General features: G+C 63.3%; 15 protein-coding genes. 3 read left to right on the forward strand and 12 right to left on the reverse strand.

The window, feature by feature from the left end; all coding sequences use genetic code 11:
• Positions 1-8: 8 nt before the first annotated feature.
• From baeR to FHU12_RS02845, 6 genes are read right to left on the reverse strand one after another with little or no spacing between them, the layout of a single operon-like run.
• Complete coding sequence (gene baeR, locus FHU12_RS02820) at positions 9-725, reverse strand: envelope stress response regulator BaeR (protein WP_060441150.1); 717 nt, start codon at positions 723-725, stop codon at positions 9-11.
• Complete coding sequence (baeS, locus tag FHU12_RS02825) at positions 725-2107, reverse strand: envelope stress sensor histidine kinase BaeS (protein ID WP_141967284.1); 1383 nt, start codon at positions 2105-2107, stop codon at positions 725-727. The genes baeR and baeS overlap by 1 nt, the downstream gene beginning before the upstream one ends.
• A complete protein-coding gene (locus tag FHU12_RS02830) occupies positions 2104-3534 on the reverse strand; it encodes an MFS transporter (RefSeq protein WP_141967286.1) in 1431 nt (476 codons plus the stop codon). Before FHU12_RS02830 ends, baeS begins: the two co-directional genes overlap by 4 nt.
• Positions 3535-3544: 10 nt before the next feature.
• On the reverse strand, positions 3545-6625 hold the full coding sequence (gene mdtC / locus FHU12_RS02835) for a multidrug efflux RND transporter permease subunit MdtC (RefSeq protein ID WP_141967288.1): 3081 nt from the start codon (positions 6623-6625) through the stop codon (positions 3545-3547).
• The gene (locus tag FHU12_RS02840) at positions 6622-9744 is read right to left on the reverse strand and encodes an MdtB/MuxB family multidrug efflux RND transporter permease subunit (protein ID WP_141967290.1); all 3123 of its coding nucleotides are present in this window, start codon (positions 9742-9744) and stop codon (positions 6622-6624) included. Before FHU12_RS02840 ends, mdtC begins: the two co-directional genes overlap by 4 nt.
• Positions 9744-10982 carry an MdtA/MuxA family multidrug efflux RND transporter periplasmic adaptor subunit gene (locus tag FHU12_RS02845; protein WP_141967292.1) on the reverse strand — a complete coding sequence of 413 codons (1239 nt, stop codon included), beginning with the start codon at positions 10980-10982 and terminating at the stop codon, positions 9744-9746. The genes FHU12_RS02840 and FHU12_RS02845 overlap by 1 nt, the downstream gene beginning before the upstream one ends.
• 271 nt (positions 10983-11253) lie before the next feature.
• Between FHU12_RS02845 and FHU12_RS02850 the strand changes: the two genes are divergently transcribed.
• Both FHU12_RS02850 and FHU12_RS02855 read left to right on the forward strand, forming a co-directional pair.
• The gene (locus FHU12_RS02850) at positions 11254-12207 is read left to right on the forward strand and encodes an aldo/keto reductase (RefSeq protein ID WP_141967295.1); all 954 of its coding nucleotides are present in this window, start codon (positions 11254-11256) and stop codon (positions 12205-12207) included.
• A 68-nt stretch (positions 12208-12275) separates the two neighbouring features.
• Positions 12276-12893: a pyridoxamine 5'-phosphate oxidase family protein gene (locus FHU12_RS02855; protein ID WP_141967297.1), complete on the forward strand. Its 618-nt coding sequence runs from the start codon at positions 12276-12278 to the stop codon at positions 12891-12893.
• On the opposite strand, the gene FHU12_RS02860 is transcribed toward FHU12_RS02855, so the two are convergent.
• Together FHU12_RS02860 and yegD are read right to left on the reverse strand one after the other, a co-directional pair.
• The gene (locus FHU12_RS02860; protein ID WP_141967298.1) at positions 12890-13456 is read right to left on the reverse strand and encodes a GNAT family N-acetyltransferase; all 567 of its coding nucleotides are present in this window, start codon (positions 13454-13456) and stop codon (positions 12890-12892) included. The genes FHU12_RS02855 and FHU12_RS02860 overlap by 4 nt on opposite strands.
• A 51-nt stretch (positions 13457-13507) precedes the next feature.
• Positions 13508-14860 (reverse strand): molecular chaperone, encoded by a 1353-nt coding sequence (gene yegD / locus FHU12_RS02865; RefSeq protein WP_141967300.1) that lies wholly within the window; start codon positions 14858-14860, stop codon positions 13508-13510.
• Positions 14861-15024: 164 nt separating this feature from the next.
• Here yegD and alkA point away from each other — a divergent pair, with 164 nt between their 5' ends.
• A complete protein-coding gene (gene alkA / locus FHU12_RS02870) occupies positions 15025-16515 on the forward strand; it encodes a DNA-3-methyladenine glycosylase 2 (protein ID WP_141967303.1) in 1491 nt (496 codons plus the stop codon).
• A 9-nt stretch (positions 16516-16524) separates the two neighbouring features.
• On the opposite strand, the gene FHU12_RS02875 is transcribed toward alkA, so the two are convergent.
• The 4 genes from FHU12_RS02875 to FHU12_RS02890 all read right to left on the reverse strand — a co-directional run bounded on the left by FHU12_RS02875 (position 16525) and on the right by FHU12_RS02890 (position 22302).
• The gene (locus FHU12_RS02875) at positions 16525-16878 is read right to left on the reverse strand and encodes a DNA-binding protein (RefSeq protein ID WP_141967305.1); all 354 of its coding nucleotides are present in this window, start codon (positions 16876-16878) and stop codon (positions 16525-16527) included.
• A gap of 192 nt (positions 16879-17070) precedes the next feature.
• Positions 17071-20397: a diguanylate cyclase gene (locus FHU12_RS02880; RefSeq protein ID WP_141967307.1), complete on the reverse strand. Its 3327-nt coding sequence runs from the start codon at positions 20395-20397 to the stop codon at positions 17071-17073.
• Between the two features lie 185 nt (positions 20398-20582).
• On the reverse strand, positions 20583-22016 hold the full coding sequence (gene mgtE / locus FHU12_RS02885; RefSeq protein ID WP_141967309.1) for a magnesium transporter: 1434 nt from the start codon (positions 22014-22016) through the stop codon (positions 20583-20585).
• A gap of 103 nt (positions 22017-22119) precedes the next feature.
• Positions 22120-22302, reverse strand: coding sequence for a YfgG family protein (locus FHU12_RS02890; protein ID WP_004941600.1), 183 nt, complete (start codon positions 22300-22302; stop codon positions 22120-22122).
• Positions 22303-22405: the final 103 nt, after the last annotated feature.

Here is a 22405-nt window from a genome sequence, read left to right on the forward strand (position 1 = left end):
TTTCCCCCCTAAACCCCATTCACCAGCCGGCAGGGCTCGGCCTCCCAGCGGTAGCCCACGCCATATACCGAGCGGATAAAAGATTTTTCCCCGTCGATCAGTTCCAGCTTGCGGCGCAGGTTTTTGATGTGGCTGTCTATGGTGCGATCGGTGACCACCCGGTAGTCGTCATACAGGTTGTTCAGCAGCTGCTCGCGTGAAAACACGTTGCCCGGCTGGCTGGCCAGCGTTTTCAGCAGGCGGAATTCCGCCGGCGTCAGATCCAGCAACTGCCCCTGATAGCTGGCCTGGAAACGCGGCTCATCGATGTGCAGCAGGTCATCTTCCCGCGCGCTCTCCTGCGGCCGATAGCTGCGACGCAGGATGGTTTTCACTCGCGCCACCACTTCGCGCGGGCTGTAGGGTTTGCAGATGTAATCGTCGGCGCCGATCTCCAGCCCCAGCAGGCGATCGATCTCTTCGATTTTCGCCGTCACCATGACGATAGGCACGTCGCTGAAGCGGCGCAGCTCGCGGCACACCGTCAGACCGTCGGCACCCGGCAACATCAGGTCGAGCAAGATCAGCGCCGGCGGATGCTGGTGCACGGTCGGCACCACCTCGTTGCCGTTGGTCAGCCAGCGGGTGGCGTAACCCGCCGCCTGCAGATAATCCACCAGCAGCTGGCCCAGTTTGGGCTCATCTTCAACAATCATGATCTGCACGGGGTGATTCTGAATGTCCATCAGGGCGCCTTATTTTTTATCGGGGTAGCAAATTCTACTGTAATGCGCACGCCGCCTAAAGGCGAATGCTCGGCGCGGATTTTCCCGTCGTGGGCTTCCACGATGTTGTGGCAGATCGCCAGCCCCAGCCCGGAACCGCCGCTGGCACGGTTACGCGAGCCTTCCGCCCGGTAGAAACGTTCGAAAATGCGCGTCAGCTGCTGATCGCTGATGCCCGGCGCGCTGTCCTGCCAGTAGAGGAACAGCCGCCCCGGCTGCAGCTCGGCGCTGATTTCCAGCCGGCCGCCGGCGTCGGTGTAGCGCAGGCTGTTTTCCAGCAGGTTATTGAACAGCTGGTTCAGGCGATCGGGATCGCCGAACAGCGGCGCCTGGGCCGGCAGTTGCGTAACGATCTCCAGCCCTTTGGCGCGGAAGCGTTCGCGGAAGGCGGCGACGGCGATCTGCAGCAGGTGCACGCAGTCCACTGACGATTTGCGATAGGCCAGCGCACCGAGATCGGAAAGCGACAGCTGGTGCAGATCGTCGACCAGTTTAGTCAGGGTAGACACCTCGGCCTGCAGAGAACTGAGCGATGCCGGCGTCGGCTGGCGCACGCCGTCCTGCAGCGCCTCCAGCTCGCCGCGTAGCACCGCCAGCGGCGTGCGCAGCTCGTGCGATACGTCGGCCATAAAGGCGCGGCGCATCTGCTCGTTTTTTTCCAGCGAGGTGGCCAGCTGGTTGAAGTCGTGCGCCAGCCGGCCCAGTTCATCCTGGCTGCTGACCGCCACGCGGGTGGTGAAATCCCCCGCCGCCAGGCGGTGGGTGCCCGCCACCAGGCGCTTGACCGGGGCCAGCATGCCGCGTGACAGCAGCCAGGTCACCGCCGCCGCCAACAGGGTGGAGAGCGCAACGATAATCCAGCTGGTGCGCCGCTGCTGGCGATCGAAGTTGATGTCGGTATTGCGCGTCAGGCGCTCGACCGGGGTGGTGAGCACCCAGCCGACGATCTCGTTGTTGTAGCGGATCGGGTGGCGAGGCCCCTCTTTCGGCAAGGGACCCGAATGCCCGACCAGCCGATTGAACTGGCTGTCCACCACCCAAAACTGGGTGCGCCAACCCTTGGGCGGCAGGTTGTGGCTGCTGTCGCTGTTCTGCTCGAACGAACGCATGATTTGGTAGACCACCTGATCGTTGTTGCGCAGGAATACCCAGTTGCCGTGGTGGCTGTACTGTTCCTCCAGCGCTTCGCTCAGCATGTTGATGCGCTGTTCGTTACTGCTCTTGATGTAGTCGATAAAGCCGCGCTCAAAGCTGACGCGCACCCCCCAATGCATGGTGATTAACACCAGCATACAGGCGGCGAAAATGGCCAGGAACAGCTTCCCGGTAATGCCTATCTTCATTGCAACCTCGTTGAGCCGGTTCCCGGCTCTTTGGTCAGCGTGCGGTTGGGCGCGCTATCGGCCGGCACGCGCGCGAAGGCCAGCGCGGGCAGGGCGATAATCAACGCCATACAGCAGTAGCTGTAAATAAATGCGCTGTGGATGGCCGGGCTGTCGGCCACCACCTGGTGATGGGCGAAGCTGCCGATCAAAATGCCGGCAACGCTGACGCCGAGGCTCATCGACAGTTGCATGACCATCGACAGCAGGCTGTTGCCGCTGCTGGCCAGCCGGTCCGGCAGATCTTTCAGCGTCAGGGTGTTCATCGCCGAGAAGCGCAGCGAGTTGACCATCCCCTGGAAGAACAGCACCACCGGCAGCAGCCACAGCCAGCCGAGCATCGCCACCAGCAGGAAGCTCAGGCTGACCAGCGCCAGCAGCAGCGTGGCGGCCACCAGCACGTTGCGGTAGCCGAAGCGATTGACCACCTGCACCACGATGCGTTTCATGCCCATGCTGCCGATGATCATCGGGATCATCATCAGCCCGGCGTGGAATGGCGTGAAACCCATGCCCACCTGCAGGAACAGCGGCGTCATGAACGGCAGCATGCCGCTGCCGATGCGCCCCAGCAGGCTGGCCAGCAGCCCGATCTTGTAAGTCGGGGTGCGCAACAGCCGCAGTGAGAACAGGGCGCGGCTATTGCCGTAGGCATGCCAAACATACCCCAACAGCGCCGCTACGCCCAGCGCCACCAGGCCGGCGATGGCGCTGCCGGACAGCCCCATGCCTTTGTGGCCGTCGAGCGCCAGCGTCAGCGACGCCATGCCGATCGCCAACAGGATAAAGCCGCTGACGTCGAAGCGTCGGGTCTGCATTTGGTAGTTGGGCATCAGCAGCAGCGTGGCGATGGCGCCCACGATGCCTACCGGAATATTGATCAGGAAAATCCAGTGCCAGCTGGCGTATTGCACCAGAAAGCCGCCCAGCGCCGGCCCCATCAGCGGGCCGATCTGGCCCGGCAGCGTCACGAAGGTCATCGCTGCCATGTACTGTTCGCGCGGCACGATCTTCATCACCGTCAGACGGCCGACCGGCACCATCATCGCGCCGCCGACGCCCTGAAGCACGCGCGAGGCGATCAGTTCGTTCAGGGTTTCCGAACGGGCGCAGAGAATGGAGCCGAGGGTGAACAGCACGATGGCGCTGAAAAACACCCGCTGTACGCCGACCTTGTCCGCCAGCCAGCCGCTGGCCGGCAGCGTTACCGCCACCGTCAGCACATAGGAGACGATCACCGACTGCATGCGCAGCGGGTTCTCCCCCAGGCTGGCGGCCATCGAGGGCAGGGCGGTGTTGACGATAGTGGTATCCAGCGTCTGCATAAAGAAGCCGAACGCCACTATCCAGAGTTGCCAGCGTACCGTGGCGGTGTGTTTCATCAGCATCGGTCGGCCATTAATGGGGCAGTGGGGCCAGTTGCTTACTGCGGCGGAACTTCGCCTGCAGCCGGTCGAAGTAAAGATAGACCACCGGCGTGGTGTACAGCGTCAGCAGCTGGCTCATCACCAGACCGCCGGCGATGGTGATGCCGAGCGGCTGGCGCAGCTCGGCGCCATCGCCGCTGGCCAGCACCAGCGGCAGCGCGCCGAACAACGCCGCCAGCGTGGTCATCATGATCGGCCGGAAACGCAGCAGGCTGGCCTGGAAAATCGCCTCGCGGGCGCTGATGCCGCCGTTGCGCTGCGCTTCGAGCGCGAAGTCGACCATCATGATGGCGTTTTTCTTCACGATACCGATCAACAGCATGATGCCGATCAGCGCGATCAGGCTGAACGGCGCGCCGAACAGCTCGAGCGCCAGCAGCGCGCCCACGCCCGCGGAAGGCAGCGTGGAGAGGATGGTCAGCGGATGGATATAGCTCTCGTACAGCACGCCGAGCACGATGTACACCGTGGCGATCGCCGCCAGGATCAGGATCACCTGCGATTTCAGGGTATCCTGGAACACTTGGGCGGTGCCGGCGAAAGCGCCGCGTACCGCGGGCGGCACGCCGAGCTGGGTCATGGTGCGGGTGACGGCGTCAGTGGCGTCTCCCAGGCTGACACCGAGCGGCAGGTTGAACGAGATGGTGGAGGCGGCGGACAGACCCTGGTGATTCACCGCCAGCGGCGTATTGGCCGGCTGCCAGTGCGCGAAGTAGGAGAGCGGTATCGCCTTGCCTTCGCTGTTGATGATGAACATTTTGTCCAGTGAACTCACGTCCTGGGTGTAGGGCGGCGCCACTTCCATCACCACCTTATATTGGTTGAGTGGCTGATAGATGGTCGAGATCTGGCGCTGACCGAAGGCGTTGTTCAACAGGTTGTTGGCGTCGGACACCGAGATGCCGAGGCGGGACATGGTGTCGCGATCGTAAATCAGATCCATCTCCGAGCCTTTATCCTGCTGATCCGAGTTGACGTCTGCCAGCTCCGGCAGGGCGGCCAGCGCGGTGCGGATTTTCGGTTCCCAGGTGCGCAGGGCGCTCAAATCGTCCGACAGCAGCGTGTACTGGTAGCTGGCGTTGGCCTGCCGGCCGCCGACGCGGATATCTTGCACCGCCATCAGGAACAGACTGGCACCGGGCTCTTTTGCCAGCTTGGTGCGCAGGCGGGCGATCACCTGCTGCGCGCTGTCCTTACGTTCGGACAGCGGCTTGAGCGAGATGAACATCGAGCCGCTGTTGGTGCGCGAGCCGCCGGTAAAGCCGGTGACGTTATCCACCGCCGGATCGTCGCGCACGATGGTCATGAAATCCTGCAGCTTTTGGCGCATCGCCTGGAACGAGATGCTCTGATCGGCCTGAATGGAGCCCATCAGGCGGCCGGTATCCTGTTCCGGGAAGAAGGTTTTCGGGACGCTGATATACAGCCAGACGTTCAGCGCTACCGTCGCCAGCAGGATCGCCAGCACCCAGCGGGCATGATCGAGCACCCAGTGCAGCGAGCGGCCATAGCCCTGCTGCAGTTTCAGCAACAGCTTGCCGAAGCCGCGCACGCGCTGCTGCGCGCGTTCCGTTTGCGGGCGCAGCAGGTAGGCGCACATCATTGGCGTGAGCGTCAGCGAGATGATCAGCGACAGCCCGATAGACACCGACAGGGTAACGGCGAACTCGCGGAACAGGCGCCCCGGCAGCCCCTCCATCAGCAGCAGCGGAATGAACACCGCCACCAGCGACATGCTCATCGAAAGCACGGTAAAGCCGACCTCGCGTATCCCTTGCAGCGCCGCCTGCAGCGGCTTGATGCCGGCTTCCACGTGGCGGGAAATGTTTTCCAGCACCACGATGGCGTCGTCCACCACGAAGCCGGTGGCGATGGTCAGCGCCATCAGCGACAGGTTGTTGAGGCTAAAGCCGCACAGATACATGGCGGCAAAGGTGCCGATCAACGACACCGGCACCGCGACGGCGGGGATCAGCGTGGCGCGGCCGGAGCGCAGGAAGGCGAACACCACCAGGATCACCAGCGCGATGGCGATGACCAGCGATTGCTCCACTTCCGCCAGCGAGGCGCGAATGGTCGGCGAACGATCCTGCGCGATGTTCAGCTTGATCGAGGCCGGAATGCTGGCCTGCAGATCGGGCAGTTCGGCGCGGATGCGATCGACGGTGGCGATGATGTTGGCGTCCGGCGAACGGCTGACCACCAGCAGGATCGCCGGTTGGGCGTTGGTCATCCCGGCGTTGCGCACGTCCTGCACCGAGTCGATGACGTTGGCGACGTCGCTCAGCCGGACGGCGGAGCCGTTGTTGTAATGCACGATCAGCGGCTTGTAGCCCTCGGCCTTCTTGATCTGGTCGTTGCTCTGGATCTGCCAGCGCTTGTCCTGGCTTTCGGTCGAGCCGAGCGGCGTGCGCAGGTTGGCGTTGCTGATGGCCTGGCGCACGCTGTCCAGCGAGACGCCCTGGTTAAACAGCGCGGAAGGGTTCAGCTCCACCCGCACCGCAGGCAGCGAGCTGCCGCCGACGGTGACGTCGCCGACGCCCTCGGTTTGAGCGATCTTCTGCGCCAGCTGGGTGGAGGCGAAGTCGTAAAGTTGCCCCTGGCTGTAGGTGTCGGAGGTGAGCGTCAGGATCATGATCGGCGCGTCCGACGGGTTCATCTGCCGATAGGTGGGTCGGCTCGGCATGCCGGAAGGCAACAGGCTTTGCGCGGCGTTGATCGCCGCCTGCACGTCGCGCGCGGCGCCGTTGATGTCGCGGCTGAGATCGAACTGCAGGACAACGCGGGTGCTGCCGAGCGAGCTCATCGAGGTCATTTCGTTAACCCCGGCGATGCGGCTGAGCGCGCGCTCCAGCGGGGTGGCGACCGAGGTCGCCATGGTTTCCGGATCGGCGCCCGGCAAAGTTGCGGTGACGGAGATTACCGGGTAGTCCACCTGTGGCAGCGGCGCGACGGGCAGCAGGCTGAAGCCCAACGCGCCCGCCAGCGCAATCGCCAGCGTCAGCAGGGTGGTGGCCACCGGCCGGAAGATAAACAGCGAGAAGAATTTCACGGTGTCTCCCGCGCTTCGTCTTTTTTGGCGTGGGTATTGCGCGCCAGTTTATCGAACAGCAGGTAGATCACCGGGGTGGTGAACAGCGTCAGCATCTGACTCATGATCAGGCCGCCGACCATGCAGATGCCGAGCGGCCGGCGCAGCTCCGCGCCGACGCCGGTGCTGAGCATCAGGGGCAGCGCGCCGAGCAGGGCGGCCAGCGTGGTCATCAGGATCGGCCTAAAACGCAGCAGGCAGGCCTGATAGATGGCGTCATAGGGCTTCATGCCCTGCTCGCGTTCGGCGGCCAGGGCGAAGTCGATCATCATGATGGCGTTTTTCTTCACGATGCCGATCAGCAGGATGATGCCGATGATGGCGATCACGTCCAGTTCGCTGCCTGCCAGCATCAGCGCCAGCAGCGCGCCGACCCCGGCGGTCGGCAGGGTGGAGAGGATGGTCACCGGATGAATGAAGCTTTCATACAGCACGCCCAGCACGATATACATCGCCACCACCGCCGCCAGGATCAGCCACAGCGTGCTGCCGAGCGCCGCCTGGAAGGCCAGGGTCGCGCCCTGGAATTTGGTGGTGATGTCTTTCGGCATCGCCAGGGTCTTCTCGACCTGGGTGATGGCGTTGACCGCTTCTTCCAGCGAATAGCCCTCCGCCACGTTGAAGGAGACCGTGGTCGACGGGAATTGGTCGAGATGGTTGATCGCCAGCGGCCCGTTGCGCTGTTCTATTTTGGCGATGGTATTCAGCGGCACCACGGCGCCGCTGCTGCTGGTCAGCCGGATGTCGTTCAGCGCCGCCAGCCCCGGCGTCGCCTGCACGTCATGCTCAAGCACCACGCGGTACTGGTTGGCCTGGGTATAGATGGTGGAGATCAGGCGCTGGCCGAAGGCGTTGTATAGCGCGCTGTCCACGTCGCTCATCTGGATACCGAGGCGCGAAGCCGAGTCGCGATCGACGTTGATATAGGCCTCCAGCCCCTGATCCTGCCAGTCGCTGCTGACGTCCTGCAGTTCAGGCGTCTGTTGCAGTTCGTCGACCAGCTGCGGCACCCATTGGCTGAGCTGCTCGAGGGACATCGCCTGCAGGGTGAACTGGTACTGCGTGCGGCTGACCTGGGTATCGATGGTCAGATCCTGCACCGGCTGCAGGTAGAGCTTCAGGCCGGGCAGCGTCGCCGCTTTTTCCTGCATCCGGTCGATGATGCTTTGCAGGCTGCCGCTGCGTTCGCTCAACGGTTTCAGGTTGATCTGCAGCCGGCCGCTGTTGAGCGCGGCGTTAGTGCCGTCGACGCCGATAAACGAGGTCAGGCTCTCTACCGCCGGATCTTGCAGCACCTGCGCGGCGACCTGCTGTTGCAGTGCCGCCATTTTGCTGAACGATACCGACTGCGGCGCTTCCAGCGTGCCCTGGATCAGGCCGTTATCCTGGATCGGGAAGAAGCCCTTGGGGATGAACAAATAGAGCAGCACGGTGATCGCCAGGGTGCTCAACGCCACGCACAGCGTCAGCCACTGGTGGGCGAGCACCACTTTCAGCCAGCGGCCGTAGCCGGCGATCACGCGTTCGAAGAAGCGCTCGGAGGCAGCGGAGAAACGGTTCTGTTTGCGCAGCGACTCGTGGCTCAACAGGCGGGCGCACATCATCGGCGTCAGCGTCAGCGACACCACGGCGGAGATCAGAATCGCCACCGCCAACGTCACGGCGAACTCGCGGAACAGGCGGCCGACGATGTCGCCCATGAACAGCAGCGGGATCAGCACCGCCACCAGCGAGAAGGTCAGCGAGATGATGGTGAAGCCGATTTCGCCGGCCCCTTTCAGCGCGGCGTCGAGCGGTTTTTCGCCTTTCTCGATGTAACGCGAGATGTTCTCGATCACCACGATGGCGTCGTCCACCACGAAGCCGGTGGCGATGGTCAGCGCCATCAGCGTCAGGTTGTTGATGGAGAAACCGAGGAAGTACATGGCGGCGAAGGTGCCGACCAGCGACAGCGGCACCGCCACGCTGGGGATAATGGTTGCCGGCACGTTGCGCAGGAACACGTAAATCACCATCACCACCAGCGCGATCGCCAGCAGCAGCTCGAACTGCACGTCGCTGACCGAGGCGCGAATGGTGGTGGTGCGGTCGGTCAGCACCTTGACGTCGACCGACTTGGGCAGGCTTTTAATCAGTGTCGGCAGCATTTCGCGAATGCTGTCGGCGGTGGTGATGACGTTGACGCCGGGCTGGCGCTGAATGTTCAGCACGATCGCCGGCTGCTTGTTGGCCCAGGCCGCCAGCCGGGTGTTTTCCGCACCCTGTTCGACGGTGGCGATGTCCTGCAGGCGGATCGGCGCGCCGTTTTTGTAGGCGACGATCAGCCGCCGGTACTCATCGGCAGATTTCATCTGATCGTTGGCGGACAGGGTGACCGAGTGGGTCGGGCCGTCCAGGCTGCCTTTGGCGGAGTTGACGTTGGCGGCCGTGATGGCGGTGCGCACGGTTTCGCTGTCGAGTCCGTTGGCCGCCATCGCCGGCGCGTTGAGCTTCACGCGCACCGCCGGGCGCTGGCCGCCGGAAAGGGTAACCAGGCCGACGCCGGTCACCTGGGAAATCTTCTGCGCCACGCGCGTTTCCACCATGTCTTCCACCTGCGTCATCGGCATGGCGGTGGAGGTGACGGCCAGCGTCAGGATCGGTGGATCGGCGGGGTTAACCTTGCTGTAGATCGGCGGGTAGGGCAGATCGGTCGGCAGCAGGTTGGTGGCGGAGTTGATCGCCGCCTGCACCTCCTGCTCGGCGACATCCAGCGACAGCGCCAGCTGAAACTGCAGGGTGATCACCGAGGCGCCGCCGGAGTTTTGCGACAGCATCTGTTTGAGGCCGGACATTTGCCCGAACTGGCGCTCCAGCGGCGCGGTGATGGCAGAGGTCACCACGTCCGGGCTGGCGCCGGGGTACAGCGTCACCACCTGAATGGTCGGATAATCGACCTCCGGCAGGGCGGAAACAGGCAGCGCGCGGTAGCCGATGATCCCCGCCAGCAGGATCGCCACCATCAGCAGCGTAGTGGCGACCGGGCGCAGGATAAACAGGCGGGACGGCCCGCCGCCGGGGTTCGGCGTCATCACCTGCATCAGGCTTTCTCCCGCTTGGCGTGCGGTGTGGCGTTGCCGCCGGCCGCCGGGGTCTGCGGCGTCACCACCTCGACCTTCATGCCCTCCGTCAGTTGATCGATGCCGTCGGTCACCACACGCTGCCCGGCGTTCAGGCCGCTGGCGATGACCACGTTCTGGCTGTCTTCAATGCCGATGGTGACCAGGCGTTTGCTGACCTTGTTCTCATCGTCCATCGTCCAGACGAAGTTGCCTTCGTTACCCATTTGCACCGCGGCGGTCGGCACCACGATGGCGTTTTGCAACGTGGCGACTTTCAGCCGCGCATTGACGAACTGATTGGGGAACAGCGCATCGTCCTGGTTGGCGTACTGCGCCTTCAGCTTGATGGTGCCGGTGGTGGTGTCTATCTGGTTGTCCAGGCTGAGCAGGTTGCCCTGCGCCAGCAGGGTCTTGTTGGTGCGCCCCCAGGCTTCGACGCTGACCGGCCCTGTTTTCTGTGCCTTCATGATTTCGCTGATGTTGCCTTCCGGCAGGGTGAACACCACCTCGATCGGGTGCGTTTGCGTGATCACCACGATGGCCGTGGTGCCGCTGGTGATGTAGTTGCCCATATCGACCTGCTTGAGACCCACGCGACCGGAGATCGGCGCGATGATTTTGCTGTAGGTCAGCTGCAGCTGAGCGCTGTCCACCGCGCCCTGATCGGCCTTGATTGACCCTTCGGTCTGCTGCACCAGTGAGGCCTGCGTATCCAGCTCCTGGCGGGAAACCAGGTTGGTTTTCACCAGTTGCTGATAGCGCGCCAGATCGCGCCGGGCGTTGGCCAGCGTTGCCTGGTCTTTTGCCAGCTGCCCTTGCGCCTGTGTCAGCTGCACCTGGAAGGGCCGCGGATCGATCTCTGCCAGCAGATCGCCGGCTTTCACCTGTTGCCCTTCGGTGAAGTGCAGCGTCATCAATTGGCCATCGACCCGGCTGGTGACGGTAACGGTATTGGCAGCGGTGACGGTACCCAGCCCGATCAGATAGCTTGGCACCGATTGCTGCGTGGCCGTGGCCACCTGAACCGGCGACAGATTGCCGCGTCGTTTGCCACCGGCCGCCCCTTTGCCTCCACCGGCAGGACGGGCAGCCGCCGGTGTTTCAGCGGCCGGCGGTGCGGTATTGAAATGGCGCCAAATCAGTACGGCGGCAATGGCCACGATGGCGACAACCAGCAGGCGCAGCATCAGGGAACGACGTTGGGGTTTTGCATTCATGGCGGCGAAAATTCTCTCCAAAGGACAAGCGTGCGGGCACGCGTTGCCACAAAAATAGCACTCCTTACAGAATACTAGTTTAGCTAGCCAAAGCGGCATAAAAATGAAGGAAATAAGGAGGAACCGTCAGCATTTTCCGAATAAGTTAACGATTGTTGCCTGCTATGTTTATAAGCGTTGGCTTTTAACTTATAGCCAATGTGTTTTAACGACTTTCTGCATTCAGCGCTAATAATTAACGAGCAAATCATTTAACCCATGGAGCCTTATAATGAGCAAGAAACAACTGGGCCGTTCGGGCATCCAGGTGCCGGCGTTGACCTTCGGCGGCAACGTGTTCGGCTGGACGGCGGATCAAGCGACCTCTTTCAGCCTGCTGGATGCGCTGGTGGACAATCAGCTCAACTTTATCGACACCGCCGATGTCTATTCCAGCTGGGCGCCGGGCAACCGGGGCGGCGAATCGGAAACCGTCATCGGCGAATGGCTCAAGAAGAGCGGCAAGCGCGACCAGGTGATCATCGCCACCAAGGTGGGCAAACCGATGGGCGAAGGCAAACAGGGGCTGTCGCCGCGCTATATTCAGCAGGCGGTGGAAGATTCGCTGCGCCGCCTGCAAACGGATTATATCGATCTTTATCAGTCGCACGATGATGACCGCGATACGCCGTTGGAAGAGACGCTGGCGGCGTTCGATGCGCTGATCAAGGCCGGCAAGGTGCGGGCGATCGGCGCCTCCAACTATCAGGCGGATCGCCTGGAAGAAGCGCTGCGGGTGAGCGAAAGCAACGGGCTGGCGCGTTATGAAACCCTGCAGCCGGAGTACAACCTGTATGCGCGTGAAGGGTATGAAGCCGAGCTGGAAGGTGTGGCGCAGCGCCATGGCCTCGGGGTGATCAATTTCTTCGCGCTGGCCAGCGGCTTCCTGACCGGCAAATATCGCAGCAAAGCGGACGAGGGCAAAAGCCAGCGTGGCGATCGCATCGTCGAACGCTACCTTAATCCGCGCGGCTTCCGCATTCTGGCGGCGCTGGATCAGGTGGCGGGCAAGCACGGCAGCTCCCCGGCGCAGGTCTCGCTGGCCTGGCTGATAGCGCGCCCGAGCATCACCGCGCCGATCGTCAGCGCGACCTCGTTGCCGCAGCTGGATGAGTTGGTCAGCGCCACCCAGCTGACGCTGGATGCGGACGACATTCAGGCGCTGAACGACGCCAGCGCCGAGTAGGGGGCGTTACCCGGCGGCGATTTTGCTCTATGCTGAAGGGGTCAACATGGCCCATTCAGGAAACCGCAATGTCTGGTGATACCATCAACGACCTCGCGACGCTGGAACAGCTGTACGGCAAACCCGCCGCGCCCTCGGTTTTTAAAGAAGTCAGCTATATCCACCCGGCGTACCGCCCGTTTATCGAGGCGGCGCCGTTTGCCGCTCTCTCGACGGTCGGGCCGGACGGCATGGATGTCTCGCCACGCGGCGATCCGGCCGGTTTTATCCATATCGAAGACGAGAAAACCTTGCTGCTGCCGGACCGGCGCGGCAATAACCGCATCGATAGCCTGCGCAATATCCTGCACGACAACCGGGTAGCGCTGCTGTTGCTGATCCCCGGCATCGGTGAAACGCTGCGGATTAACGGGCGGGCGGAGATCGTGGTGGCGCCGGCGGTGCTGCAACGCTTCGCCCACCGCAATCAGCTGCCGCGTTCGGTGCTGCGGATTCGGGTGGAGGCGGTGTTCTTCCAGTGCAGCCGGGCGATCTTGCGTTCGGGACTCTGGGAAGAGGGCAGCCGCCTCGAACGTTCGGCGCTGCCCAGCCCCGGCCATATTTTGGCCGCGGTGAGCCAAACGCGCTTCGACGGTGAGGAGTATGACAGCGCGTTGCCGCAGCGACTGAAGGATACGCTGTATTAATCGCCGTGGCGTTCGCGCCACGTTTGCCGGTTCAGCCGGTACAAGACGTGCTTTTGCAGCGGATGGCCCGTCGGCAGGCGCGGGTGCAGGAAGGTTTCGCCGTCAAACTGCATACCGATGCGCGTCATTACCCGGCGCGACGGCTGGTTATTTTCGGCGGTGAAGGACACCACTTCCGGCAAGTGCAGCGTGTCGAAGGCGCACGCCAGCACAGCGCGTGCCGCTTCAGCGGCGTAGCCGTTGCCCCAGTGGGCCGCCGCCAGCCGCCAGCCAATCTCTACGCAGGGGGAGCAAGGCAGATCGTCGCCCGGCCGCGCCAGCCCGACAAAACCGATAAAAGGCGCGCCGCCTTTCACTTCCACCGCCCATAGCCCCCAGCCATGTTGTTGCATGAAGGCGCGGATGCGTTCGGCCTGCGCGTGGCTTTCCTCGGCCGTCATCGTCGCCGGGAAATAGCGCATCACCTGCGGATCGGCGTTAAGCGCGGCGAAGGCCGGCAGATCGTCGTCGCGCCAGGCGCGCAGCCGCAGCCTGGTGCTGTCGAGGGTAAGGATGGTTGACATGATGCATAGCCTCCAATGAGCAAGGGCGCGGCGAACCGCGCCCTTGGGCTGTCAACGGAACAGCGTTTGCGCCCAGCGCGCCAGCCCGGCGGTGACCGAGCCGAAGTCGTTGCCGCCGACGATCGGAATGCCCGGCAGCTGCTGTTGCAGCGCGGCGCGCAGCAGCGGTGAGCGCGCGCTGCCGCCGGTCAGGTAGATTACCTGCGGTGCGGTCTGGCTGCTGGCCAGCGCGGCGCTGACCTGCTCCTGAATGCGCATCAACGGCTGCGAGATGGCGTCGGCGAGCTGGGCCTGGCTGATGCTCTCCGCCAGATCGGCCTGCACGAAGCTGAGCGGCGCGCTGATGGCCGTTTGGCCGGACAGGGCTATCTTACTCTCTTCGGCCGCGCGCACCAGTCGGTAGCTCAGGCGCTGCTGGTACACTTTCAGCAGGCGTTTGACCTTTTCCGGCTCCGCCGCGTCGAGGATCAGATCGCGCAGCACGCGGCCGTTGGCGGCGCTGTAGAAGTCGTTTTGCGCCGGCACGTCGTTGGTCGCCACCGCGTTCCAGTAAGGCAGCGCTGGCAGGGCGATGCCTTTCCCGGTTTCGCCGCCCAGGCCGAACAGCGGCATCAGCTGTTTGAAGGCCAGCATGATGTCCAGATCGTTACCGCCGACCCGGCAGCCGCTGTGGCCCAGCAGGCTCTGCTGACGATCGGCGCGGTCGCGCCACTGCGGCCCCATCAGCAGCACCGAGCAGTCGGTGGTGCCGCCGCCGATGTCCACTACCAGCACGGTTTGTTCTTCGCTCAGCGTCGCCTCGAAGTCCAGCCCGGCTGCCACCGGCTCGAACTGGAATTCAATGGCTTTGAAACCGGCGCGTTCGGCGGCGCGCTGCAAAATGCCCTGCGCCTGCCGGTTGGCTTCGTCGCCGCCGATGCCCTGGAAGTTGATCGGCCGGCCGATCACCGCCTGATCGATGCCGGTCTGCAGCACGTTTTCCGCCTGGCGCTTGATGTGGAACATCATGGCGCACACCAGGTCTTCGAACAGCGCGATCTGCTGCGGTTTCAGGCCGTTGGCGCCGAGAAAGGACTTCGGCGAGCGCACGAAGTACACTTCTTCCGGATCTTCCATGTAGTGCGCCAGCGCCTGCAGGCCGAACAGCACGCTGTCGCCGTTGACCGGGATGTCTTCTTCGCGGTTGTAACTGATGGCGCGGCGCAGCAGCTGCTGGTTTTCTTCGCTGCCGGTCGGCACCTGCCAATGGCGGTGCAGGCATTCGCTCACCGCTTCGCGGGTCGGCGCGCACAGCATCGAAGGCAGATACGGTTCGTTGTTTTCCAGCGTCAGCAGCTCGGGGCCGTGGTCGCGCATCACCGCGACGGAACAGTTGGCTGTCCCATAGTCGAATCCAATAAACATCTCTTTTTTATCCCCATGCCAATGAAGGGGGGCGACTTTACCCGAGACGGGGCCGGTGGGCAATGCGCCGATGCGCGAGTGTCGAAAAATTTAGCGGGCGTGGCATCGGCATGCTTAACTTAATGTCCGAATTCCGCACGTCAGCGCGCCAGCCGAGCCTCATAATGCAGAAAAAACCGAACCCGAGCGTTGCCATGAATACTCAACAGCAAGCGTTGTACGACGCGCTGCGCGCGCGTGACCGCAAATTCGACGGCCGCTTTTTCGTCGGCGTCTCCTCCACCGGCATTTATTGCCGCCCGGTGTGCAGCGCCCGCACGCCAAAGCTGGAAAATTGCACCTTCTATCCGAGCGCGGCGGCGGCCGAACTGGCGGGCTTTCGCCCCTGCCTTAAATGCCGGCCGGAACTGGCGCCCGGTCTGGCGCTGATCGATCTGGGCAACCGCTATGCGCAGGTGGCGGTGCAGCTCATCGAGCAGGGCTATCTGTCCGAACACAGTTGCGAAGCGCTGGCGGCGCGGCTCGGCATTTCCGATCGCCACCTGCGGCGTATCTTCGCCGAGCAGTTTGGCGCTTCGCCGATCGATTACGCGCAGTCGCACCGGCTGCTGCAGGCCAAGCGCCTGTTGGCGGATACCGACCTGCCGCTCAGCGAGGTGGCGTTCGCCGCCGGTTTCGGCAGCCTGCGGCGTTTCAACGAGCTGTTCAAGGCGCGCTACCGCCTGATCCCGTCGGCGCTGCGCAGCGGCGGCGCGCGTGGTGAACGGGCGGCCGCCAGCGGCCTGGTGTTCCACCTGGGCTATCGGCCGCCCTATGACTGGGATCGCATGCTGAACTTCTTGCAGGCGCGCGCCGTGCAGGGCGTAGAGCGGGTCGAGGGACGCCGCTACCTGCGCTCGATCGCCGTCAGCCAGGCCGGCACGGAGTATTGCGGCTGGGTCAGCGTACAGCCGGAAGAAGCGCGCAACCGGGTCAGGGTCGAGATCGCGCCTGCGCTCAGTCTGGTGACGACGGAGGTGTTGCGCCGCGTACGCTTGCTGTTCGATTTGGACGCCGCGCCGGATCGCATCAACGAGGCGCTGGGTTCGCTGGCGGCCGATGCGCCGGGATTGCGCCTGCCGGGCTGCGTGAACAGTTTCGAGCAGGCGGCGCGTGCGGTGCTGGGCCAGTTGGTCAGCGTGAAAATGGCGGCGACCTTCGCCGGGCGGATGGCCGAACGCTGGGGGGAAGCCCTGGCAACGCCGCATGAGGGCATCACCCATGTCTTCCCCACCGCAGAACGGGTGGCGCAGCTGCAGCCCGAAGAACTGCGCCCGCTCGGGGTGCAGGTGAAGCGTGCGGCGGCGCTGATCGAGATCGCCCGCGCACTGGGCGAAGGACGGCTGCAGCTCGATAACGTGCTGGATATTGAACAGGGCATCAAGGCGCTGACCGCGCTGCCGGGCATCGGCAGCTGGACCGCCAGCTATATCGCCATGCGCGCCTGGTCGTGGCCGGACGTGTTCCTGGCGGGCGATTACCTGATCAAACAGCGTTTCCCCGGCATGACGCCGCGCCAGATCGAACGCTATGCCGAGCGTTGGCGCCCGTGGCGCTCTTACGCCACGCTGCACCTGTGGCATAACGACGGTTGGGCGCCGGAAGGGGAGGATTAAGGTTTCGGGCTAGCGGGGGGCGTCGATTAGCTGCAGCAGGCGGCTCATGCCTTCGCGCATCAGGAACGCCAGCAGCTTTTCCCGCTCGGCCGGCGTCAGATGGTAGTAATATTCGATCCAGACCCGAACCGGATCCTGGCGTTTGATGTCGTAGTCCGGATGGTCGGCCTCGCGCAAGGCCGACAGGCTGCGCGCGCCGAACGGCAGGCTGTCGATATGGTATTCCAGCGCTTTACCCTGCACGCCGCTGCGGCGGCGGCTGACCCAGCCTTCGCGCCGGGCCATCAGATTGACCCCTTGCGGGGTCGAGGGCAACCCTGCTTTCCCCATCAGTTCCCTGGCGGAAAACCATTTCTTTTCCATAGTCCCTTATCCCTGAGCTATCACATGTCGAGGAAAATCAACGGATACGTCGATGTCCGCATGGGAGCTTCATCTTACTTAATCGTTTAAGCTTCAGGTGTTATTTATATCACTAATCTCGTATGGGTTAACATAATGTGAAAGACGAGACGTGCGGCGCCGCCCGGGAGACGGCGCCGGCGAGGGAAGGCGTTAGCGGATGCCGAAGTAGCCGTCGCTGAGTAGAACCGCCAACGGCTGCTCCAGCGCCACCTGGTCGCCGTCTGCCAGATCGACGCCGACATCGCGCAGCGCCTGCAGCGTCACCGGCTGGTGGGCCGGCCCGGCGAGCGTCTGCGCCTTGATCCGATGCGCCGCGCCGTTGAGCATCGAGACCATCAGTTCATCCATCTGGTTGCAGTGCACGTTGGTGATAAAGCGTTCATCGATGCGAATGATGTCTATCTTCTGATCGCCCAACTCATCGAAGGCATTGATGTTATGCCCAAAGCCGTTGACGATCAGTCGGCAGCCCAGCTGCTGCAGCTCGCGGAGAAATGCCCGGCACTGCGCGGCATGTTCCAGCACCGCAGCCTCATCGACGCTAAACAGCAGTGCCTGCGGCGGCAGCGAGGAGGCGCGCACCGTTTCCGTCAGGTAGCGCTGGAAGTCGGTGCTTAGCAGGCTGTCGGTGGCCAGCGGCAACGCGAGCGACAGCCCCTTGCGCTTGATGTCGTCGGCGCACGATACCAGCAGCTGCGCCACCGCCCAGCGGTCGATATCCGGCATCAGGCCGTACAGCTGCGCGGCGGCGATGAACGCCTCGTGCGGCAGCGGCCGATCGTCCGGTGCCATCACCTGCAGCTTCACCTGGTGGAACGCGGCCGACAGCGGCGTCGCCGGCGGCGCGACCGCGTGGGTCAGCAGCCGCAGTTGCCCCTCGCTGATGATGGCCTGTACCTCCTGCGAGTTCAGCAATTCATGCTGCCGTTCCAGCAGCTGTTTTTGCCGCGTTTCGTATAGATAAACCTGGCCGCGCCCGTGGTGTTTGGCGGTGTAGCAGGCGATGTCGGCCTGCGCCAACAGTTCGCTGCTTTTGGCGTCGCCGCTGATGCGCGTGATGCCGGCGCTGGCGCCGACGCGGTAAATTTTTCCTTCCCAATAGAACGGATGCTGGCTGATTTGGTTGACCACCTGCTGTACCAGCGATTTGGCCTGTTCCAGCCGGCAGTCGAACAGGATCAGACCGAACTCGTCGCCACCCAACCGAGCCAGGCAGTCGCTATTGCGCAGCTGGTGCCGCATCAACTGAGCGATGTCGCGCAGCAAGGCATCGCCCGCCGCATGGCCGGCGGTGTCGTTCACCGCCTTGAACCGATCCAGATCGAGGAATACCAGCGAATGCGGCGGCGACGGTTCCCCGGTGGCGGCGATCGCCGCCTTCAGCTGCTTCTCGAAGCGGGTGCGGTTCGGCAACCCGGTCAGCGCGTCGTGTGAGGCGCTATAGCTGAGCTTTTTCATCAGTTCGCGCGAGGCGGTGACGTCCTGCAGCACCATGACTGCGCCCATGGTTTCGCCGTCGAGAGTTTTCAGCGGTGAGACCGACTGCTGCACGTCGAAATAACGCCCGTCACGGCTGTGCAGCACCAGCGCATAGTCCGCCGGCCATTGCCGCGGGTATTGCGTGAGGTTTTCGATTTCCGGGCCGTCTTTGCCGTTGGTCAGGCGCACCACGCCGGCGACCGGCATGCCGATCGCCAGGTCGAGCGGCCAGCCGCACATTTGCTCGGCCACCGGGTTCATAAAGGTGATGCGCAGGTGGCCGTCGGTGGAGATCACCCCTTCGCCGATGGCGTCGAGAGTGATGTGCAGACGCTCTTTTTCTTCGTGCAGCGCCTCGGCGAGGATCTTGAGCTCGGTCATGTCGATATTGGTGCCGATCATACGTAGCGGCCGGCCGTGGTCGTCGAGGATCACGTTGCCCTGGCCGCGAATATGGCGCAATTTGCCGGCGCGCGTGGTAATGCGAAATTCCATGATGAACGGCCGCGGCTGCGCCAGGATCTCGGCCAGTTCGCGATCGGTGCGCTCGCGATCTTCCGGCACCAGCAGGCTGCGCCACAGCGCCAGCGTCGGCGTTTGGTCGGGATTGAGATCGTAGAGTTCGAACATACGCTGATCCCAGGTGAAGTTTTCCTGGTTCATCACCCATTCCCAGATGCCGACGCCGCCCACCTGGTTGGCCAGTGTAATGCGCTCCACCAGCCGGTTGTTCTCCGCCTCGCTGCGTTTGAGGCCGCTGATGTCCTCGACCTGAGAGATGAAGTACAGCGGTTGCCCTTCGGCGTCGCGCACCAGCGAGACGGCCAATAGCGCCCAAACGGTCTGGCCGTCGCTGCGGATATAGCGTTTCTCCATGGTGTAGCTGCTGATGTGGCCGTCGAGCAGATCGTGCAGCTGGCTGAGATCGGCGTTGAGGTCGTCCGGGTGGGTGATCGCCTGGAACGTCAGGCGATGCAGCCCTTCCGGCGTATAGCCGAGCAGTTTGCACAGCGCCTGATTGACCTGTAGCCATTTGCCCTCCGGCGACACCAGCGCCATGCCGATGGCGGAATACTCCAGCGCGCTGCGAAACCGGCTCTCGCTCTCGACGATGTGCTGTTTCTCCACCCGGAAGGTGTGCATCACCATCGCCATCGCGTGCGCCGGGATCAGGATCAGCAGCATCGGCAAGTACAGGCCGAGCTCACCGAAGACGTGTGCAGAGGCCTGCAGGTGCAGCACGCCCAGCGAGATCAGCACCGTGATCAGCAGCAGGGTGCAGAAACAGACGGCGAAGGCTTCGAAGCGCGGCAGCGCGATGGCGGCCCACAGCAGCGGCAGGATGACGAAGGTGAACGGGAACGGCAGATAGGTCAGCGCCAGGTAGCTGAAGGCCAGGGAGCCCATCAGCGTGAGCAGCAGCGGGTAGGGGTTCAGCGCCGCCAATGTGCGGCGGTGATAGGTGAGGCCGAGCGGCGCCAGCGACAGCACCCCTATCGCTTCGGAGATGAACCAGATGCCGAACGATTGCCAGAACGTTTGATCCGGCGTGGGCGAGAGCCCGGCGGCCAGCAGCGCGCTGAACAGCGGGGTGAAGATCACCGCGCACACCACAAAGCGCAGCCAGCAGCCCAGATCGCTCAGCGGATCGTTCACCGGCAGTGTGCGGCGCAGCAGCAGGGCGCAAACCGCCGCTTCCAGCAGGTTGATGGCGGCCAGCTTGACGGGAGTGGCGCTGACGCCGAACAGCAAGAAACTGGCGAGCACGATGCCGAGGCCGCTGGCCAGCAGCGGCAGGCCCCAGTGGCGCGGGGCGTGGCGGAACAGCACGGCGATCGCGGCGGCGGTCGGGAACCACAGCGGCGTGAAGTGGCGGGCTTCGCTGGACAGCGACAGGCTCAGCAAGGCGAGCAGAAACGTCGCCAACGCCACGAACAGGGAATGCGTCAGCATGACGCCTTTGTGGGTGCCGAACGTGTTCGGCGCGCTGATCTCCATAGACACCCTTACCGATGGCCTCTGTCAGTGATTGGATTCATGACGTGGATGAATTAAGACGATTTATTGGCAAAGGGTAGTACAGCGCGAGAGGAAAACCTACCGGGAAGGCCGACTTTACTGCGTTAACGCCAGCCCGGCGGCAGAATGACGAAAAAGCCGGCGCGAGGCCGGCTTTTGGCGTATTACAGCAGGAACAGGGTGGCGAGGCCGAGGAAGATGAAAAAGCCGCCGGTGTCGGTCAGCGCGGTGATGAGCACGCTCGAGCCGACCGCCGGATCGCGGCCCAGTTTGAGCATGGTCATCGGGATTACCACGCCCATCAGCGCCGCCAGCAGCAGGTTGAGCAGCATCGCCAGCGTCATCACGCCGCCCATCGCCGCGTCGCCGTACAGCAGCCAGGTGATCACGCCCATGATGCCGCCCCACACCACGCCGTTGATGATGGCGACGCCCAGCTCCCTGAGCATCAGGCGCGAGATGTTGCCGACTTCAATCTGGTGCAGCGCCAGTGCGCGCACAATCATGGTGATGGTTTGGTTGCCGGTGTTGCCGCCGATGCCGGCGACGATCGGCATCAGCGCCGCCAGCGCCACCAGCTGGGAAATGGTGTGTTCGAACAGGCCAATCACGCGCGAGGCGACGAACGCGGTGCAGAGGTTGATCGCCAGCCAGGCCCAGCGGGTCTTGACCGCCTTGCTGACCGGGGCGAACACGTCTTCTTCCGGGCTCAAACCGCCCATGCGGCGCAGGTTGGTGTCGCTCTCTTCGTTGACGGCGTCGACGATCTCTTCGATGGTCAGGCGGCCCATCAGTTTGCCCTTGGCGTCAACCACCGGGGCGCTGATCAGGTCGTAACGTTCGAACGCGCCGGCCGCTTCATCGGCCTTGTCTTCGGGCTGAAAGGTGGCGGGATCGCTGTCCATCACGTCGCGCACCGGGATCTCCGGATCGTTCAGCAGCACTGCGGTCAGCGGCAGCTCGCCCAGCAGGGTGTTTTTGCGGTCGGTGACGAACAGTTTATCGGTGGCGTCGGGAATGGTTTTGCGCATGCGCAAGAAACGATGCACCGCGCCGAGCGTGACGTCCGGCCGCACCGTCACCAGTTCGAAATCCATCATCCAGCCGACGCTGTCTTTGGCGTACTGGCTCATCTCGCGCACCTGGGCGCGCTGCTCCGGTTCCAGCGAGGTCAGCAGCCGGCCCATCAGGTTACGCGGCAGGTATTGCGCCAGATAGGCCTGTTCGTCGACGTCCAGCGTTTTGATCGCTTTGAGCAGGTCTTTGTCGCTCATTTCCTCGATCAGGCTGTCCCAGACCGGCTCGGCGACTTCCACCAGCGTCTGGCCGCGCTTGCTGTTGCCCACCAGCCGCCACAGCGCCATACGTTCGTCCTGCGGCAGCGCTTCCAGCAGGTCCGCCAGGTCGGCGGCGTGCATATCGTCCAACAGGCCGGTGATTTCCGCCGTTTGGTTCAGCCGTTCGCTTTGGCTGAGAGCGTGTTCATCGCCTGGCCGGCCGAGAATGCCGTCGACCAATTCCTTATTGTTCAACAGCAGAGTGAGAATGCGCTGGCGGTGTTCAGCGACTTTTTTGACGTTATGGGTTGCGGCTGACATGGTGTTCCTTAACGGGCGCTCGGCGTTCCTGACGCAGGCTCATTAAAAGATAGAGCATAGCGGGTGCCGGAGTCATTTTTATGAAACGGACGGGGCGCGGCGGTTATTCAGAGGAGGCGTCCTGTTGCGGCGCGCTGACTTCGGCGGCGTTTTGCGCAGCGGCCTGCTTTTTTTCCTGATGATGAGGCACCGCCACCACGGCGGCGTACAGCAGTCGGCCGACTAAAATGATAAAGCTGATAAACAACACTATCTTCGTCATCTGTCCGGTGGTTTTCTTGCGCATATATCACCCGGTATGCCGGTGTCCTGTGTTATTCGCTCGAGAATTTGTAACCGGATTTTAGGCGCTGATGACAAAAGTTGTCCATTTTTTTCCGGCGTGCGGC

It is taken from the genome of Serratia marcescens (genome assembly GCF_006715005.1).
Lineage (GTDB): Bacteria > Pseudomonadota > Gammaproteobacteria > Enterobacterales > Enterobacteriaceae > Serratia > Serratia montpellierensis.

What these genes read in the sequence shown, in the direction of transcription:
- baeR (WP_060441150.1), bottom strand. Translation starts at nt 725, where the DNA reads ATGGACATTCAGAATCACCCCGTGCAGATCATGATTGTTGAAGATGAG.
- baeS (WP_141967284.1), bottom strand. Translation starts at nt 2,107, where the DNA reads ATGAAGATAGGCATTACCGGGAAGCTGTTCCTGGCCATTTTCGCCGCC.
- FHU12_RS02830 (WP_141967286.1), bottom strand. Translation starts at nt 3,534, where the DNA reads ATGCTGATGAAACACACCGCCACGGTACGCTGGCAACTCTGGATAGTG.
- FHU12_RS02840 (WP_141967290.1), bottom strand. Translation starts at nt 9,744, where the DNA reads ATGCAGGTGATGACGCCGAACCCCGGCGGCGGGCCGTCCCGCCTGTTT.
- FHU12_RS02845 (WP_141967292.1), bottom strand. Translation starts at nt 10,982, where the DNA reads ATGAATGCAAAACCCCAACGTCGTTCCCTGATGCTGCGCCTGCTGGTT.
- FHU12_RS02850 (WP_141967295.1), top strand. Translation starts at nt 11,254, where the DNA reads ATGAGCAAGAAACAACTGGGCCGTTCGGGCATCCAGGTGCCGGCGTTG.
- FHU12_RS02855 (WP_141967297.1), top strand. Translation starts at nt 12,276, where the DNA reads ATGTCTGGTGATACCATCAACGACCTCGCGACGCTGGAACAGCTGTAC.
- FHU12_RS02860 (WP_141967298.1), bottom strand. Translation starts at nt 13,456, where the DNA reads ATGTCAACCATCCTTACCCTCGACAGCACCAGGCTGCGGCTGCGCGCC.
- yegD (WP_141967300.1), bottom strand. Translation starts at nt 14,860, where the DNA reads ATGTTTATTGGATTCGACTATGGGACAGCCAACTGTTCCGTCGCGGTG.
- alkA (WP_141967303.1), top strand. Translation starts at nt 15,025, where the DNA reads ATGCAGAAAAAACCGAACCCGAGCGTTGCCATGAATACTCAACAGCAA.
- FHU12_RS02875 (WP_141967305.1), bottom strand. Translation starts at nt 16,878, where the DNA reads ATGGAAAAGAAATGGTTTTCCGCCAGGGAACTGATGGGGAAAGCAGGG.
- FHU12_RS02880 (WP_141967307.1), bottom strand. Translation starts at nt 20,397, where the DNA reads ATGGAGATCAGCGCGCCGAACACGTTCGGCACCCACAAAGGCGTCATG.
- mgtE (WP_141967309.1), bottom strand. Translation starts at nt 22,016, where the DNA reads ATGTCAGCCGCAACCCATAACGTCAAAAAAGTCGCTGAACACCGCCAG.
- FHU12_RS02890 (WP_004941600.1), bottom strand. Translation starts at nt 22,302, where the DNA reads ATGCGCAAGAAAACCACCGGACAGATGACGAAGATAGTGTTGTTTATC.